This window comes from Neolewinella xylanilytica, from assembly GCF_002934605.1.
Taxonomy (GTDB): Bacteria; Bacteroidota; Bacteroidia; order Chitinophagales; family Saprospiraceae; genus Neolewinella; species Neolewinella xylanilytica.
Map to the genome: position 1 here is coordinate 342,377 of NZ_PTJC01000007.1, position 14,142 is coordinate 356,518.

12 protein-coding genes are annotated in these 14,142 nt (G+C 58.8%); 5 read left to right on the forward strand and 7 right to left on the reverse strand.

Annotation, left to right across the window (positions count from 1 at the left end):
• Nucleotides 1-84 precede the first annotated feature (84 nt).
• Nucleotides 85-1,770 (forward strand): M3 family oligoendopeptidase, encoded by a 1,686-nt coding sequence (locus tag CLV84_RS19365; RefSeq protein ID WP_211295306.1) that lies wholly within the window; start codon nt 85-87, stop codon nt 1,768-1,770.
• A 50-nt stretch (nt 1,771-1,820) separates the two neighbouring features.
• Entirely contained in the window at nt 1,821-3,032 is a 1,212-nt protein-coding gene (locus tag CLV84_RS19370; RefSeq protein WP_104421487.1) for an MFS transporter, read from the forward strand.
• Nucleotides 3,033-3,132: 100 nt separating this feature from the next.
• On the opposite strand, the gene CLV84_RS19375 is transcribed toward CLV84_RS19370, so the two are convergent.
• From CLV84_RS19375 to CLV84_RS19385, 3 genes are all read right to left on the reverse strand, one after another.
• Complete coding sequence (locus CLV84_RS19375) at nt 3,133-3,513, reverse strand: helix-turn-helix domain-containing protein (RefSeq protein ID WP_104421488.1); 381 nt, start codon at nt 3,511-3,513, stop codon at nt 3,133-3,135.
• Between the two features lie 197 nt (nt 3,514-3,710).
• On the reverse strand, nt 3,711-4,706 hold the full coding sequence (locus CLV84_RS19380) for a helix-turn-helix domain-containing protein (protein WP_170067787.1): 996 nt from the start codon (nt 4,704-4,706) through the stop codon (nt 3,711-3,713).
• 405 nt (nt 4,707-5,111) lie between these two features.
• Nucleotides 5,112-7,628 carry a TonB-dependent receptor gene (locus CLV84_RS19385; RefSeq protein WP_245911564.1) on the reverse strand — a complete coding sequence of 839 codons (2,517 nt, stop codon included), beginning with the start codon at nt 7,626-7,628 and terminating at the stop codon, nt 5,112-5,114.
• 193 nt (nt 7,629-7,821) lie between these two features.
• Between CLV84_RS19385 and CLV84_RS19390 the strand changes: the two genes are divergently transcribed.
• Both CLV84_RS19390 and CLV84_RS19395 read left to right on the forward strand, forming a co-directional pair.
• Complete coding sequence (locus CLV84_RS19390; protein WP_104421491.1) at nt 7,822-8,421, forward strand: Crp/Fnr family transcriptional regulator; 600 nt, start codon at nt 7,822-7,824, stop codon at nt 8,419-8,421.
• A gap of 64 nt (nt 8,422-8,485) precedes the next feature.
• Entirely contained in the window at nt 8,486-9,223 is a 738-nt protein-coding gene (locus tag CLV84_RS19395; protein WP_104421492.1) for an SDR family oxidoreductase, read from the forward strand.
• 77 nt (nt 9,224-9,300) lie between these two features.
• Here CLV84_RS19395 and CLV84_RS19400 read toward each other — a convergent pair whose 3' ends face one another.
• The 3 genes from CLV84_RS19400 to CLV84_RS19410 all read right to left on the reverse strand — a co-directional run bounded on the left by CLV84_RS19400 (nt 9,301) and on the right by CLV84_RS19410 (nt 12,101).
• Nucleotides 9,301-10,002 (reverse strand): Sir2 family NAD-dependent protein deacetylase, encoded by a 702-nt coding sequence (locus tag CLV84_RS19400; RefSeq protein WP_104421493.1) that lies wholly within the window; start codon nt 10,000-10,002, stop codon nt 9,301-9,303.
• Nucleotides 10,003-10,016: 14 nt separating this feature from the next.
• On the reverse strand, nt 10,017-10,775 hold the full coding sequence (locus tag CLV84_RS19405; protein ID WP_104421494.1) for an enoyl-CoA hydratase/isomerase family protein: 759 nt from the start codon (nt 10,773-10,775) through the stop codon (nt 10,017-10,019).
• A 261-nt stretch (nt 10,776-11,036) separates the two neighbouring features.
• Nucleotides 11,037-12,101, reverse strand: coding sequence for an L-dopachrome tautomerase-related protein (locus CLV84_RS19410; RefSeq protein ID WP_170067788.1), 1,065 nt, complete (start codon nt 12,099-12,101; stop codon nt 11,037-11,039).
• Between the two features lie 159 nt (nt 12,102-12,260).
• Between CLV84_RS19410 and dusB the strand changes: the two genes are divergently transcribed.
• The gene (dusB, locus tag CLV84_RS19415) at nt 12,261-13,250 is read left to right on the forward strand and encodes a tRNA dihydrouridine synthase DusB (RefSeq protein WP_104421496.1); all 990 of its coding nucleotides are present in this window, start codon (nt 12,261-12,263) and stop codon (nt 13,248-13,250) included.
• Here the strand turns inward: dusB and ypfJ are convergent.
• A complete protein-coding gene (ypfJ, locus tag CLV84_RS19420) occupies nt 13,247-14,137 on the reverse strand; it encodes a KPN_02809 family neutral zinc metallopeptidase (RefSeq protein ID WP_104421497.1) in 891 nt (296 codons plus the stop codon). The two genes, dusB and ypfJ, sit on opposite strands and share 4 nt — an antisense overlap.
• Nucleotides 14,138-14,142: the final 5 nt, after the last annotated feature.

Genomic DNA, 14,142 nt, shown 5'->3' on the forward strand with positions numbered 1-14,142 from the left:
GGTGAACTATAGGGTAGCGGTGCGTGGTTAAGGTTAGGGCGCCGGGGCGCAGGTTCAATCACCCTTCAATTCATACCAGTCTACATGGCACAAATTACTTTTCCGGACTTTGAATATAATCGACCGGACTTGGATCGGCTAGAAAATGCGTTTCAGGACGTACTTGTTGTATTGCGCAAGGCGGAAACCGTCAATGATGCCATTGCGGCGGTAGAACAGATCGACGCGATTCGGGCGACCGTAGCTACGGCTTACAATATCGGTTATATCCGCTACAGCATTAACACCCGCGACAAATTTTATAAGGAAGAAAAAGAGTGGTTCGACACCCATCTCCCCCGCACCGAGCAGTGGCGCATCGATTACTATCGGGCGCTGCTGGATAGCCCGCACCGGGAGTCCATCGAGCTGAAGTTCGGTAAGCAGCTGTTCGATTCCGCCAAAGTCAGCCTCAACACCTTCCGCCCGGAGATCCTGGAGGAATTGCAGGCGACCAACAAGCTAAGCAGCGAATTCACCGAAATGCGCGGTGGGGCCGAGATCGAACTGGACGGAAAAATTTACAACCTCTCCAGCATCGCCCCGCTCGAGCAGGTTCCCGACCGGGAGAAACGCAGGGAAGCCAGCACCGCCAAGTGGAACTGGTTCGCCGACCATCGCGACCGCCTGGAAGCCATCTACGCGGAAATGGTGCAACTCCGGACTACTATGGCCCACAAGCTCGGATACGACAACTACGTGGAACTCGGTTACGCCAATATGAACCGTACGGACTACGGGCCCGAAGAAGTGGCCAATTTCCGCCGGCAGATCCGCGATCATATCGTGCCCATCGCCCAGCAGCTATACGAAAAGCAACGCGAACGACTAGGGGTAGACCGGCTGCGGTACTACGATCTTGCTTTCCGGTTCCCCGATGGGAATCCTACCCCCAAAGGCAGCCCGGAGGAGATCGTGGCCCACGCCGACAAGATGTACCGGGAGCTGAGCGAGGAGACCGGTGACTTCTTCCGAATCCTCCAGGAGCGCAAACTGATGGACCTCGAAGCCAAGGACGGCAAGGCCCCCGGTGGGTACTGCACCTACATCAACGAGTATCAGACGCCCTACATTTTCAGCAACTTCAACGGTACGAGCCACGACATCGACGTACTCACCCATGAGTTCGGCCATGCTTTCCAGGTGTACAGCAGCCGCGACCAGCGCCCGATGGAGTACAACTGGCCCACCTTCGACGCCGCGGAGATCCACTCGATGAGCATGGAATTCTTCACTTACCCCTGGATGGAGGGCTTCTTCAAGGAGGATACCCAGAAGTATTACTTCAGCCACCTGTCCGGTGCCTTCCGTTTTCTTCCCTACGGTTGTGCGGTAGACGAGTTCCAGCACTGCGTGTACGAAAATCCGGACCTCGACAACGCCGGCCGCAACGCGATCTGGAAGGAAATGGAGGCAACCTACCTGCCGCACCTCGATTACAGCGATAACGCCCACCTGCAAGCCGGCACCTTCTGGCAGAGCCAGGGGCATATCTACAGCGTGCCGTTTTACTACATCGATTACTGCCTGGCCCAGATCTGTGCCTTCCAGTTCCACTTGATGGACGAAAAGGACCACGCCTCGGCCTGGAACAGCTACGTCCAACTCTGTAAGGCCGGTGGGTCGAAGTCCTTCCTCGAGCTGGTCAAACTGGCCGGCCTGGAAAACCCCTTCGAGGACGGGGTGGTAAAGAAGATCGCGGATCGGCTGGTCGACCGGTTGGAACTGTAATTACGTCTACTACCCGTATCGGCCGAAGACCTTAAACGTACTTTTGCCCCGTGAGTGGTCAAAAGGGCGGAAACCGGCATGCTTTAGGGTATCTGAAAGGGAGGCTTTCCGTACTGCTCTTCCTCCAATTTGCCGTTTGGTCGAGCTGGCTGATCAATTTGGGGACTTACCTGCTCGATACCCTCGAGTTTACGGGCCTGCAGGTAGGCATGATTTACGCGACTAACGCCATTGCCGCTACGGTAGCTCCGCCGCTAATGGGCTGGTTGGCCGACCGTAGCTACCCCTCCGAACGCCTGATGGGGGTACTGAATGTCATCGGTGGATCGGCGCTGATCGCCTGCTACTTTACGACCAGTTTCGGATGGTTTTACGGCTGGATGCTGCTATTCAACCTTTGCTTCATCCCCACTTTCAGCCTCGCGGCGGCCATGTGCTTCTACCACCTGGAGCGGCCCGCCCAGGAATACCCGCTGATCCGGGTGTGGGGAACGGTATCGTTCATGCTGGTCGGAGTAGCGCTGAGCGTTTTCCAGGTGGAGTACTCCGCCTTGCCGATACTGTCGGGAGGTATCGTAGCCCTGTTACTGGCGGGGTACTCGTTCTTTTTGCCCCACACGCCGCCGGAACCGGGCTTCAACTGGGCTGCGCTGCGGGGAGAAGAGGTCCGGAGTATTTTCCGCGAACGGGGCATGGTGGTACTGCTGATCGCGCTCCTGGCAAGTTGCATTCCCTCCTCCTTTTACTATAGCTTCCTGAATCCATTTCTGAACGAGGTGGGCTGGGAGGCCGCGGCGGCTAAGATGGCGCTCGGGCAGCTGTTCGAGATTGCCGTGGTACTGGCGATGCCGATCATTTTCCGGAGGTTTCGTTTTCGGGGCATCATCTTCTGGGGGCTGATGGCCTGGGGGTTGCGCTACTTCGCCTTCGGGATCGGCCGGCCCGGCGACCAGGAATGGTTACTCTACGCGGGCATCATGGTGCAGGGCGTGGCTTTCGCCTGGATCATCATCGCGGCCCAAATCTACGTCAACAACCGGGTGCCCAGCTACCTCCGCAATACCGCCCAGGGTTTGATATCCTTCGCCAACCTCGGGCTTGGCGCCTTTCTGGGAAGCTGGATCGCCGGGGAGACGGTGAGTGCGAACCTCCTGGCGGACGGTACCCATGACTGGTGGTCGATCTGGGTAGTGCCGGGTACGGTAGGAATCGGGGCCGCGGTGTTTTTCTGGGTAGCTTTCCCACGTTCCGGGAGGTTGTAGGAGCCGTTTTCTCTCCTGCGCTCCGGCGCCAAAAAAAACCGCCGCGACCTGTAGAGGGCGGCGGCGGGGCAAGGCTACAGAGACACTAACAAACACAATTTCAGTAGTTCTTTCTCGGATTGGCCCGGAACTGAGCGGGGCTCATTTTTTCCATATTGGTGAAGCAGCGGTAAAAGACGGCGCGGCTATTAAAGCCCGCCATTTGGGCGACGGCTTCCAGGCTAAGGTGGCTCAGATTCTCGTTCCGCAGTAGCAGACGGGCCTCTTCCACGCGGAATTGGTTGATGAAGGCGCTAAAATGCAGATTGGCTTTTTCGCCAAGGGTTCTGCTCAGCGTTCGGTTGCTGACGTGCAGTTGTCGGGCGATATCCTGCTGTACGAGTTTGGTGTCGAGGTAGGGTTTTTTCTCCTGCATCAGTCGCAGCAGCCGTTCCCACGTCGCATCGCGCTTCCGATAGGAGCGAGGTGGGTCGATAGGCAAAATGAATGAGTTTAAAGGTGGTTTCAATAGTCATCCAAAGGTCTTCCATCGTGAGGGTCCATTGGTCAGGATACCCGCCAATTGACTAAAATTGGCTGAAATCTGACCGGATCGGCCGGAATCTTTACACCTTTCGTAACAATACGGACCGCCGGGCCGCGATGGAAGTACGCCGATTATAGAGTCGGTCGGGACGCTCAGTTCAATCCGGACCGGGAATCGCGGACCTTGCGCAGGGTTCCGGGACTGAGTTTGGAGTACCGCTTGAAGGCCTGGTAAAAAGTGGCTTTGTTGTTGAAGCCAGATTCCGCGGCGATGCCCTCCATGTTGTAGTGATCGTAGGCTTCGTCCAACAACAATCGCTTGGCGTGCTCCACGCGATATCGGTTAATGTATCGGTTGAAGTGCTGGCCGCTGCCGGAGTTGATGATGCGGCTCAAATTTCGTTCGCTGATGCGCAGCGCTTCGCTGAGGTTAGCGATCGTCAGCTGTGGGTCGAGATAAGGCTTTTGCCCGCGTACGTGCCGGTCTACCGTTTCGAAGAGGTGGGGCTGATCGCCATCGGTGTTCGTCCGGGAAATATCGGGCGGCAAGGTCACCGGCTCCTGGAGGTGAATCGTGTCGGCCAATGCGAACTGCCGCAAGCCATTGATGCTGACGTAATAAATAGAGAGCGTATTCAGCACGGCCCCGAAGATCGTGACGGTGTCCCACTCTACCGCTATGGGGCCGAAGCGGAGAAAGCTGTAACTGGCGGCCAGGGCACTGATCAAGATTACGGAGATCTTCAGCCAGGTAAGGTTTTTGCCGGAGAGATCGGAGTAGTACTGCTTGATACCTAGTTGGCTTCGGTTGAGTAAGCGGATAACGAGCCAGGCATAGAGGAGATTCGGGACGATCCCAATTACGGTATACACCGAGAAGACGCGCTCGGCCGTCTCCGGATCCCATAAGGGGCCGGAACGGGTGTATTCCACCAGGAATACCGCGGAAACCAACAGGAATTCCGCCGCGCCGGGTAGGAGGTGCCGCCAATCTCTACGCCAGGACAACTGTCCAGTCAGCGTTCGGATATAGAGGTACAGCAACGGCAGCGAGCTATGCCAGAAGTAGAGGGGCAACCACCGAAGTTCCGGATAGGCGGTTCCGATAGGAAGCCGGAACAGGAGGAAGGGGACGATGCGCAGGCTCAACGTGAGAATGAAGCATCCGAGAAGGAGGGTTGGACGCCGGGGTCTGTGGGCCCATAGGATGACCGCGACCAGTAGCAGGCCTTGGATTAAGCCCAGGAGGCTTATCAAGTTGGCTAAGCGCATCGGGTTTTATTGGTGTTTTTCGCAAGAGCGGGCAACCAATATAAAAAACAAGCCAGTCTTTTCGGAGATGAACCCGAAAAAACTGGCTTGGAACACGTTTCGATCCTGAGTTAAACTGAGGAGTACCGATTCGCTTGAGACACTTTGAACAAACACTGTTCAATCTACGCGGCAGCGGGGCCAAATCTTGCGTGGGTAACTTTTCCTTTTGCCGCTTTGGCGGAAAGCGGGATGGAATGGCCGGAATCGCAACAGACCGGGACCTCCTCGTTCAGCCAGCAGCTAGAATTCCATGAGCAGCCGCAGATTCACCCGGCGCCCCGTAAGCCGGTTCGGAACCGCGTATTGCTGCTGGAAAATGGTTTTGATCCAGGTGTTACCGGCCTGGTTGCCTACGTTCATCAGGTTGTAAGCTTCCAGGCTAATGAAGGTCGAACGGGTGAAGCGCAGGGGAGACGTAAGAGCGTTGCGGGAGTCTTCGCGGTCGAAGAGGCGGAGGCTGAACCCGATGTCGATGCGGTGATAGGTATCGAAGCGGAGGGTATTGCGGGTGACCACATTATTACCCTGAATGCCAAAGGGGAGCCCACCGCCGACAGTTAGGTTTACGTGGGTGCGGAAGTTGGGATTATCCCGGAGATAGTCCTGGAAGAAGAGCGAGAGCTGGAATAGCTGGTCGGTAGGTCGCGGAACGTACGCCTTGTCTTCGTAAATCGGTTCACCGTCCTCGCCCCGGCCGATTACCTCGCGATGCTGTACACCCAGCAAGGTTTCGCGGGCACGCAACAGGCTAAGGTTGAGCCAGCTGTCGGCTCCGGGTACGAACTCGCCGTTGAGTCGGAAGTCGAGTCCCGCCACGTACCCGCTGGCGTCGTTGAGGCCCGAGTACTGGATGCGTACGTTCTCGATCTCGTAGCTGACGAGGTCCCACAGTGATTTGTAGTAGGCCTCGGTGATGAGCCGGAACTTTTTGGGATTCCGCTTGCCGTAGTAAAAGTCGCTGGTTATGCCCCCTACCACGTGGATCGATTTCTGGCTGCGGAGGTCGGTATTCACGGTACCGTCGGGCGCGCGCATCTCGCGGTAGAAGGGTTGCTGGACGTACAGTCCACCCGCCAGCTTATAAGTGATGTCGGCTGCCTTGCCCAGGGGCTTGTAGAGGAGTTGGGCGCGGGGGCTGACGTCCACCTGTCCGTTTAAATCCCAGGCTACCGCACGCACGCCGGCACTGAGGCGAATGTCGCCTCGGTCTTCCTGCCGCCAGGTGTAGGTATCCTGGAGAAAGGCACTGAAACGGTTGCTAACGATATCGTTCTCCGTTTTCAGGACGCTGAATAGGCGCACCCCGTCTTCGTCGAACGGCAGGCTGTACCCGGCGGAGTCGAGCCGTTCCCATTCGTTGATGTAGTCGTTCACCCGTTCGTGCTGCGCCTTTACGCTCCACTGGAGGAAGTGGGCCCGGGTGGTGGCTTCGTCGCCGCCGTTCAGTTCGAGGCCGCCGCGCAGCTCGGCGTTGTACACCTGGATATCCAGGAGGTTGCGGACGTTTTGTTGTTGCAAGCCGGTCCCCACGATGCTCGTTAGCTCGCCGAAGGTTTCCGAGCCCAGGTTCGAGTCCAGTTCGCCGAGTACGTAGCGGCCGCCGATGCTGATGGATTCGTTTTCGTTGCTCCGGAAGGCGGAGGTCAGGAACTTGAGGAAAAGGGGATTCTCGCTGCGTTCCGGAATGTACGTCAGGGAAAGCCCACCCATCTGGGTGAGGAAGTCGTCGCGTTCCGCCCCCTCGAACTGGCTTTGGAGGACGAGCGTCTGGAAGAAGCCGCCGAAGGCCGTCTGCCGCTGATCGGGGTTGAAGTTGTAGATGCTTTGGTTGTAATTACCAAGCAGGCCGAGTTGCAGCGTTCGGTTGAAGTCGTAGGTGACGTAGGCCTGGAGGTCAAAGAAGTTAGGCAGGTACTCCCCGGTGGTTTCCAGGGAGCCGAGTAGGTAGCGGGTGGTTTTGTAGCGGGCGCCGACCAGGTACCGCAGTCGCTGGTAGCTGCTGCGGCCCAGCCGTTTGCTGCCTTCCACGTGGGCGGAGGCGCCGAGCAGGCTGGCTTCGAGGGAGGCACGGAGGCTATCCGGCCGCTTGTATTTGATGTCGAGTACGGAGGATAGCTTATCGCCGTAGCGGGCCTCGAAGCCCCCGGAGCTGAAGCTCAGGCTGCGCATCAGTTTGGGGTTGGCGAAAGTGAGTCCTTCCTGCTGTCCCTGGCGGATAAGTTGGGGGCGGTAAATTTCAAAGTCGTTGACGTAGACGAGGTTTTCGTCGTAGTTGCCGCCGCGCACGTTGTACTGGCTGGTGAGCTCGCCGCCGGCCCCGCTGCTTACGCCGAGCGCGATACTGGGGAGCAGGCTTTCCAGGTTGCCGGTTACGGAAGGCAGGAGCCGGAGCTGAGCGGGATCTTCCCGGATCATGCCGCCTTCCTCCACCTTACTTTCCCGCACGATGACCTCCAGGTCGCTCTCCACGGGGGCCAGGGCCACGTCGATCTGCTTGCGGGAGCCGGCGGGGATTTCCTCGACGCTCACTTCCGTTTCCCGGAATCCGATACGGCTGAACACGAGCACGAACGCTTCTCCCGCGGGCACGGTGGCTACGTAGCGGCCGGTTTCGCTGCTTTCCACGGCGCTGGTTGCCCCCCGGACGTAGATGGTCGCGAAGTCTACCGGCAGCTCGGTGACCAGGTCGGTCACTTTTCCCGTTACGGTCGCCGTCTCTACTTGGGCGCGGACGCAGGTGCAAAGAAGTACCAACAAAGTAAAGAGGGTAGGGCGTAACCGCATCGGTAAGGAGTAAGAGAAAACCAACGCCGAAAGTACGACGCTTGGTGCTCGTGCCGCGACAAACCCGGCTCCCCTGTAAGTACGCCCCACCCGCGCGCCGCCGCCCGTTGCGCAACCTACGCCGAAGGCGAGGCATTATGGTAGTATACACCAGGCATGCAGCATCATGGAGCACTTCATCACTTACCTACAGCGATACGGCCACCTTACCCCACAGGATAGCGCGCGCATCCGGGAGGTAACCCGGTCCATCAGCCTGCCCAAAGCGACCAAGCTGTCGGAAGCCGCCCGAATCCCCCAGGAGCTCTGGTTTGTGGTGGATGGCGTGACCCGGGTGTACTACTACACCGACACGGGAAAGGAAGTGACCAAGTACTTCATCGACAATGGGAACATCACGACGGACGGTAGCAGCTACCTCTACCGTTTGCCGACGACGGCGTACGTAGAAACGGTCACCGACTGTAAGCTGCTGTCTATTTCCCGCTCGGCGTTTGAGAAACTGGCAGAAAGCATACCCAGCTGGAACGAGCTCTTTCTACACCTTCTTGCCCACGGAATGACCCAGAAGGTGGATCGCATCAGTCCCATGCTTTCCGAAACCGCGGAGGAACGTTATCTCCATTTTCTGCAGCGTTTTCCCGACCTCCATAACCGCATTCCGCTGCACCTGCTCGCCTCGTACATTGGAGTAACCAAATCCTCGCTCAGCCGTATCCGTCGTAGCCTGGTGCCAACGCAGAACGGGGTAGGAACGGATGATTAGTTGCCATTTGGCAACGGGAGCCGGATGGTGACCCCAGACCTTTGGGGAAACCAAACGATTCAATATGAAATACGCATTCGTAACCGGCGCCAACCGCAGTATCGGACTCGAAGTGACTCGCCAGCTCCTACAACGGAACGTCTATGTTTACCTCGGGTGCCGTGACCTTGACAGGGGGCAAGCCGCGGTAGCCGAACTGAAGGAGCAGGGACTCTTGCAGGTGGAAGCCGTCGTCGTAGACATCAGTAATCCCGACAGCGTGCGGGCCGCGAAGGAAACCGTAACCAACCGGGGGACCGGACTGGATATCCTGATAAACAACGCCGGTATTTCGGGCGGTATGCAGCAAGGGGCCCTGACGATGGACGTAGCCGCGATCAGGGAGGTTTACGATACCAATCTCTTCGGGACGATCGACATGGTACAAAACTTCTACCCCCTGCTACGGGAGTCGTCGCAGCCCGTAATCGTGAATGTTACCTCCGGGCTGGGCTCACTGACGCTGCACCACGACCCGTCGTGGAAGTACTACCCATATAAGCACCCTGCCTACGGGCCCTCCAAGACCGCGCTGAATGCGTATACTACCGTGCTGGCATACGAGCTGCGCGACACCGCCTTCAAGGTCAACGTGGTAGATCCGGGCTACACAGCCACGGCATTCAATAACTTCTCGGGGCCGAATGACGTATCCGTCGGTGCCGGCCGCATCGTGGATTTTGCTCTGCCGGGACCCGATGGACCGACGGGGCAATTCATCAGTTACGATAATAATCCGGAGACGGGCATCAGTCCCTGGTAATTTATCGTCCTGATTTACACAAATGACGCGCGCCGCCCGGTACCGGACGGCGCGCGTGGTGTTTCGGCGGGTAGCGTTTACAGGAGTTCCCGCAGCAGCTTGGCGGCTTCCGTCATTCCTTCGCTCCCACCCATTTCCAGGACGTGCAAATGCTTACGGGCTCGCAACTCGTAACTCACCGACGGGCTGGGATCGATGTAAATGACCGGTGCCGTGTCGGGCGCAAAGCCCACCAGTCCCGCCGCGGGGTACACCTGCAGGGAAGTGCCGATGATGATCACCGCATCGGCGGTCTGCACTTCCTCTGCCGCCCGCTCGATCATGGGTACGGCCTCGCCGAACCAGACGATGTGGGGGCGAAGTTGGTTGCCCGCTTCGTCGAGGTCGCCGATCGCGAGATCTCCGGTCCAGCTGATTTCCCCGTCTTCGCGGTGGACCGGCCGCACCTTGGTCAGCTCGCCGTGGAGGTGCAGCACCCGGGTGGAGCCGCCCCGCTCGTGGAGATCGTCCACGTTCTGGGTGATAACCGTAACCCGGTAGTCTTTTTCCAGCGCTGCGATGCGGCGGTGACCCGGGTTCGGCTGAGCCGCGGACAATTGGGCACGGCGCAGATTATAAAAGCGCATGACCAGTTCCGGGTCACGAGCGAAGGCCTCGGGGGTGGCTACGTCCTCCACGCGGTGCTCTTCCCACAGGCCGTTGGCGTCGCGGAAGGTCTTCAGGCCGGATTCGGCGCTGATACCGGCGCCGGAGAGCACTACGAGGTGGGACTTGGGCATGGGCAGGGACGACTTTACTTTTTCTTTAGCTTGGCCAGGGCGGCCTTGGCATCCGGTTGCAGCACGAGTTGCCCGGTTATGCCGGCCCGTTCGGCGAGGTCTTGCGGCCAATGATCGGTGCCGCTCCAGAGACTGCGCTTGAGTCGGGTGGTGGCGGTGGCGCTTTGATTGGCCAGTCGGATGACGAATACCCGGGCGTTGCGGAAAAGTTCCTCGGGGCCGTCGTAGACCTTTTGGTACAATCCTTTTTCCCGTGCCCACTTGGCTTCTTTCCATTCGGTGTCGAGGCACATCTCACTGGCGGCGGCCAGTCCCATTTTGCGGATCAGGGCGGGCAGGATCACGAAGGGGCCGATGGCGATAGCGAGTTCACTTAGTTTGACCTGAGCGGCGCGGCAGCCGATGCAGTAATCCGCCGCGGCGGCTATACCGACTCCGCCGCCGATGGCTTTACCCTGCACGGCGACCACGATCGGCTTGGGGCAGCGGCGCATGGCGAGGATCACGTTGGCAAAACCCATGAAGAACTGCTGCCCGGCCTCTTCGTCCTGGATGGTTAGTAATTCGTCAAAATTAGCACCGGCGCAGAAGGTATCCTCTCCCGCGCTCCGGAGCAGGATCGCCTTTACTTCGTCGTTCCGGCCTGCCGCGTCGATGTGGTTGACGAGCTCCGCCAGTAGGTGGGCGGGCATGCTGTTGTGGGCGGGGTGCGAGAAAATGATCCGGACCCAATTGTCGCGGTGGTCGGAAATAACACTGCCTTGGTTGCTCATGGGGGTGAAGGTAGGGGGTGGGTGACACATCGGATGTGTCAGGGGGTGGGTTTCCGCCAAATTGGCATGTATAATTATTTATTTCAAATGTAAAGTACGGATAATCAAATGGAACGGATTTATTGTCGCGGGGGCACATCGGATGTGGCAGGCAGCATCGCGATCTGCCACAGATGTCTCAGGGCCACCAGTTCAGCAATCGGCAAGAAAGTCAGTACGGTCACATCCGATGTGTCAGGTATTATAATGACGCCGCGGCGATCACCGAAGCGGCAGTCGCCAAATTGGATACAGCATACCCGCCACGGTAGAATCGGATTCCGGAATTCTGGAGTTCGTGAAGTACAGGTAGCCGTCGTATTCCGTGAAGGTGTCGGCCCAACCCACGCCTTCCCCTTCGACGAGGGTTGTGACGTTGCCGCCGTCCGTTACCCGCACGACCGACTGGTTCTCCAGGTCAGCCATAAGGGTTGCGCCCGGCACCCGCCAGAGCCCGTCCGGTGCGGGGGTGGTGGCTACCGTGGTTACCTCCGAGCCGACGTCGGTCGCACTGCTATCGGCGAGCGCATCCAGCGGAACGGAGTAAAGGGTGTAGCCCGACAGTGCGTGATAGAGGAGGCGGTCGCCCGTACTGTCTAGGGCGATACCGTCGGAAGGGGTTTCCATCATAAATGGGTCGCCGTCAATCACGAGCGTATCGAATTCCGCCTGCACGGACGGATGCCCGTCGAGCACGCGCCAGCTGTTCCCCGTAGTCAGGTCGAGCACCATCAGGCCGCCCCGCCCGGAGTCGGTGAAGTAGACCAGCTGCCGGGTGCGGTCGACCCGCAGGTCGTTGACGTAGGTTTCGGGGTAGGTCGTACCGTCCGGCAGGTCGTAGGTGCGTAGGAGGGAGTTCGTACGTAAATCGATCAGGTGGATCCGGGGGGCGGTGATCAGCCCGTTCATGAGTGGATTCCGGGTGTCGTCGACGTAGAGCGTATCGCCGACGGCTATGGCGCTTTGTACGTTTACCAGTTTATCCGTCGGGGCGTCACCGATATCCCAGTTGTTCATCTCGGTGCTAGGGTAAGGGACCGGTTGCCCGTCCACAATCTCCGCCAGGGTATACGGTACGCCCTCCCGCCAACGCGGAAAGGTTCCGAATACACGCCCCTCATCGGTGACGGTAATGCCGGTGATCTGTACGCCCTCGATCTCCGCTACCAGTTCCAGTGCGTCACTGGCGGGGGCAAAATCATCATCGTCGTCACAGGCGGTGGCGAACGCAGTGGTGAGCAGCCCGAGGAGCAATAGGCATAGCAGGGTAGGGCGTGGGTGGTACATAGTGTTGGGTTTTTTATGCACAACCCGCCCCGCCATGCTTAGGTTCCCCTTCCATGCAACCAGCGTTTTGCCCTATACGTTACCTTTGAACCGCGGTACTTGCGGCCCCGACGGCCGAGCGGTACCGCATTGCCTACCAACCGGAATTCTACGTTACTTATGGTCAAGATCGCCGATATCGAACTCGGAGCATTTCCCCTCCTGCTCGCCCCCATGGAGGACGTCAGCGATCCGCCCTTCCGTGCCCTCTGCAAGGCGCAGGGTTGCGATATGATGTACACGGAGTTCATTAGCGTGGAGGGATTGATCCGCGACGCCGATAAGAGCGTACAAAAGCTCGACATCTACGACTACGAACGCCCTATCGGCATTCAAATCTTCGGGGCCAATCTGGACAGTATGGTCCAGGCCGCCGACATCGTCACCGAAGCCAGGCCGGAAGTGCTGGACATCAATTTCGGCTGCCCGGTCAAAAAGGTGGTCTGCAAAGGCGCCGGCGCGGGCATACTGCAGGATATTCCGAAGATGGTCGAGCTTACTAAAGCCATTGTCGACCGGACGGACTTGCCCGTCACGGTAAAAACGCGTCTGGGTTGGGATGACAATACCAAGTACATTGAAGAAGTGGCCGAACGGCTACAGGACGTGGGGATAAAGGCCCTCAGCATTCACGGTCGAACTCGCAAGCAAATGTATAAGGGGGAAGCGGACTGGACGCTGATCGGTAAGATCAAGGACAACCCGCGAATCCAAATACCCATCTTTGGCAACGGCGACATCGACAGTCCCGAAAAGGCCGCCGCCTACCGGGATCGCTACGGCGTGGACGGTATCATGATCGGACGCGCCGCCATCGGCTATCCGTGGATCTTCCGCGAGATTAAGCACTACTTCGCCACCGGCCAACTGCTTGACCCGCCCACTACGGCCGAACGGGTAGCTGCCGCCCGCGAGCACCTGGACCGCAGCATCGCCTGGAAGGGAGAAACGCTGGGTATTCTGGAGATGCGCCGGCACTACACGAACTACTTCCGGGGGCTGCCGCACATCAAGCAGTACCGGAAGGTGCTGGTCAGCGAGTTCGATACGGAAAAGCTGTATGCTACCCTCGAAGAGATCGGGGAGATTTACAGCGAGGCCAGCGTTTAAAGATTCCGGGCGCTGAAGTATTCGTCCAGTGCCCCCTGGCTCGCGTCCCCGGTTTGGTAGCCAGCCGTGAACGCCCGGACCCGCTGCTCTGACGTGCCGTGGGTGAAGCTTTCCGGGACTACGTAGCCTTGGGATTCCATTTGCAGGCGGTCGTCGCCGATGGCCGTGGCGGCCTGGATACCTTCCTGTATGTCGCCCTGCTCTAAAAGGTCAGCATTTTGTTTCGCGTCGTGGGCCCATACCCCGGCGAGGTAATCGGCTTGTAGTTCCAGTCGTACCGACATGGCGTTCGCATCTTCCTCGCTCATCCGGTTGCGGGCCTGGCTGACCCGCTGGCTGTAGCCCAATTGGTTCTGGATGTGATGGCCCACCTCGTGCGCGATCACGTAGGCCAGCGCGAAATCGCCGGGCGCGCCGAAGCGCTGCCGTAGCTGATCCGCGAAACTGAGGTCGATGTACACTTTCTGGTCGGCCGGACAGTAGAAGGGACCCGTAGCCGCGCTGGCGAATCCACAGGCGGAGCGGACCTGGCCGTCGAACATCACCAGTACCGGCTCGCGGTATTGGCCCTCGTAGAGTTGGGGAAAGAGCCGGTTCCAGGTATCCTCGGTTTCCGCTAGCGTGACTTGCACGATATCCGCGTTGGTCTCGCCGGTAGCGACTCCACCCTCCGACCGGGTGGTTTCGGTGGGGGCCGGTGTCTGGCCGCCGCCGCCACCTATGCCCAGGTAGTCCAGTGGGTTGCCACCCAGGAAGAAAACGACGATCATGATGATGACGGTGCCAATGCCGAAGCCGCCGGTCTTACCCATGCCGCCCATCATACCGCCCCCGCTGCCGCGGCGATCTTCAACGTTGCTACTCTTTCTTCTGCCCTGTATTTTCATGTGTT

Excerpts from the sequence above, each read along its gene's own strand:
- CLV84_RS19365 (WP_211295306.1), top strand. The coding sequence starts at position 85 with ATGGCACAAATTACTTTTCCGGACTTTGAATATAATCGACCGGACTTG.
- CLV84_RS19390 (WP_104421491.1), top strand. The coding sequence starts at position 7,822 with ATGGAGCACTTCATCACTTACCTACAGCGATACGGCCACCTTACCCCA.
- CLV84_RS19395 (WP_104421492.1), top strand. The coding sequence starts at position 8,486 with ATGAAATACGCATTCGTAACCGGCGCCAACCGCAGTATCGGACTCGAA.
- CLV84_RS19400 (WP_104421493.1), bottom strand. The coding sequence starts at position 10,002 with ATGCCCAAGTCCCACCTCGTAGTGCTCTCCGGCGCCGGTATCAGCGCC.
- CLV84_RS19405 (WP_104421494.1), bottom strand. The coding sequence starts at position 10,775 with ATGAGCAACCAAGGCAGTGTTATTTCCGACCACCGCGACAATTGGGTC.
- CLV84_RS19410 (WP_170067788.1), bottom strand. The coding sequence starts at position 12,101 with ATGTACCACCCACGCCCTACCCTGCTATGCCTATTGCTCCTCGGGCTG.
- dusB (WP_104421496.1), top strand. The coding sequence starts at position 12,261 with ATGGTCAAGATCGCCGATATCGAACTCGGAGCATTTCCCCTCCTGCTC.
- ypfJ (WP_104421497.1), bottom strand. The coding sequence starts at position 14,137 with ATGAAAATACAGGGCAGAAGAAAGAGTAGCAACGTTGAAGATCGCCGC.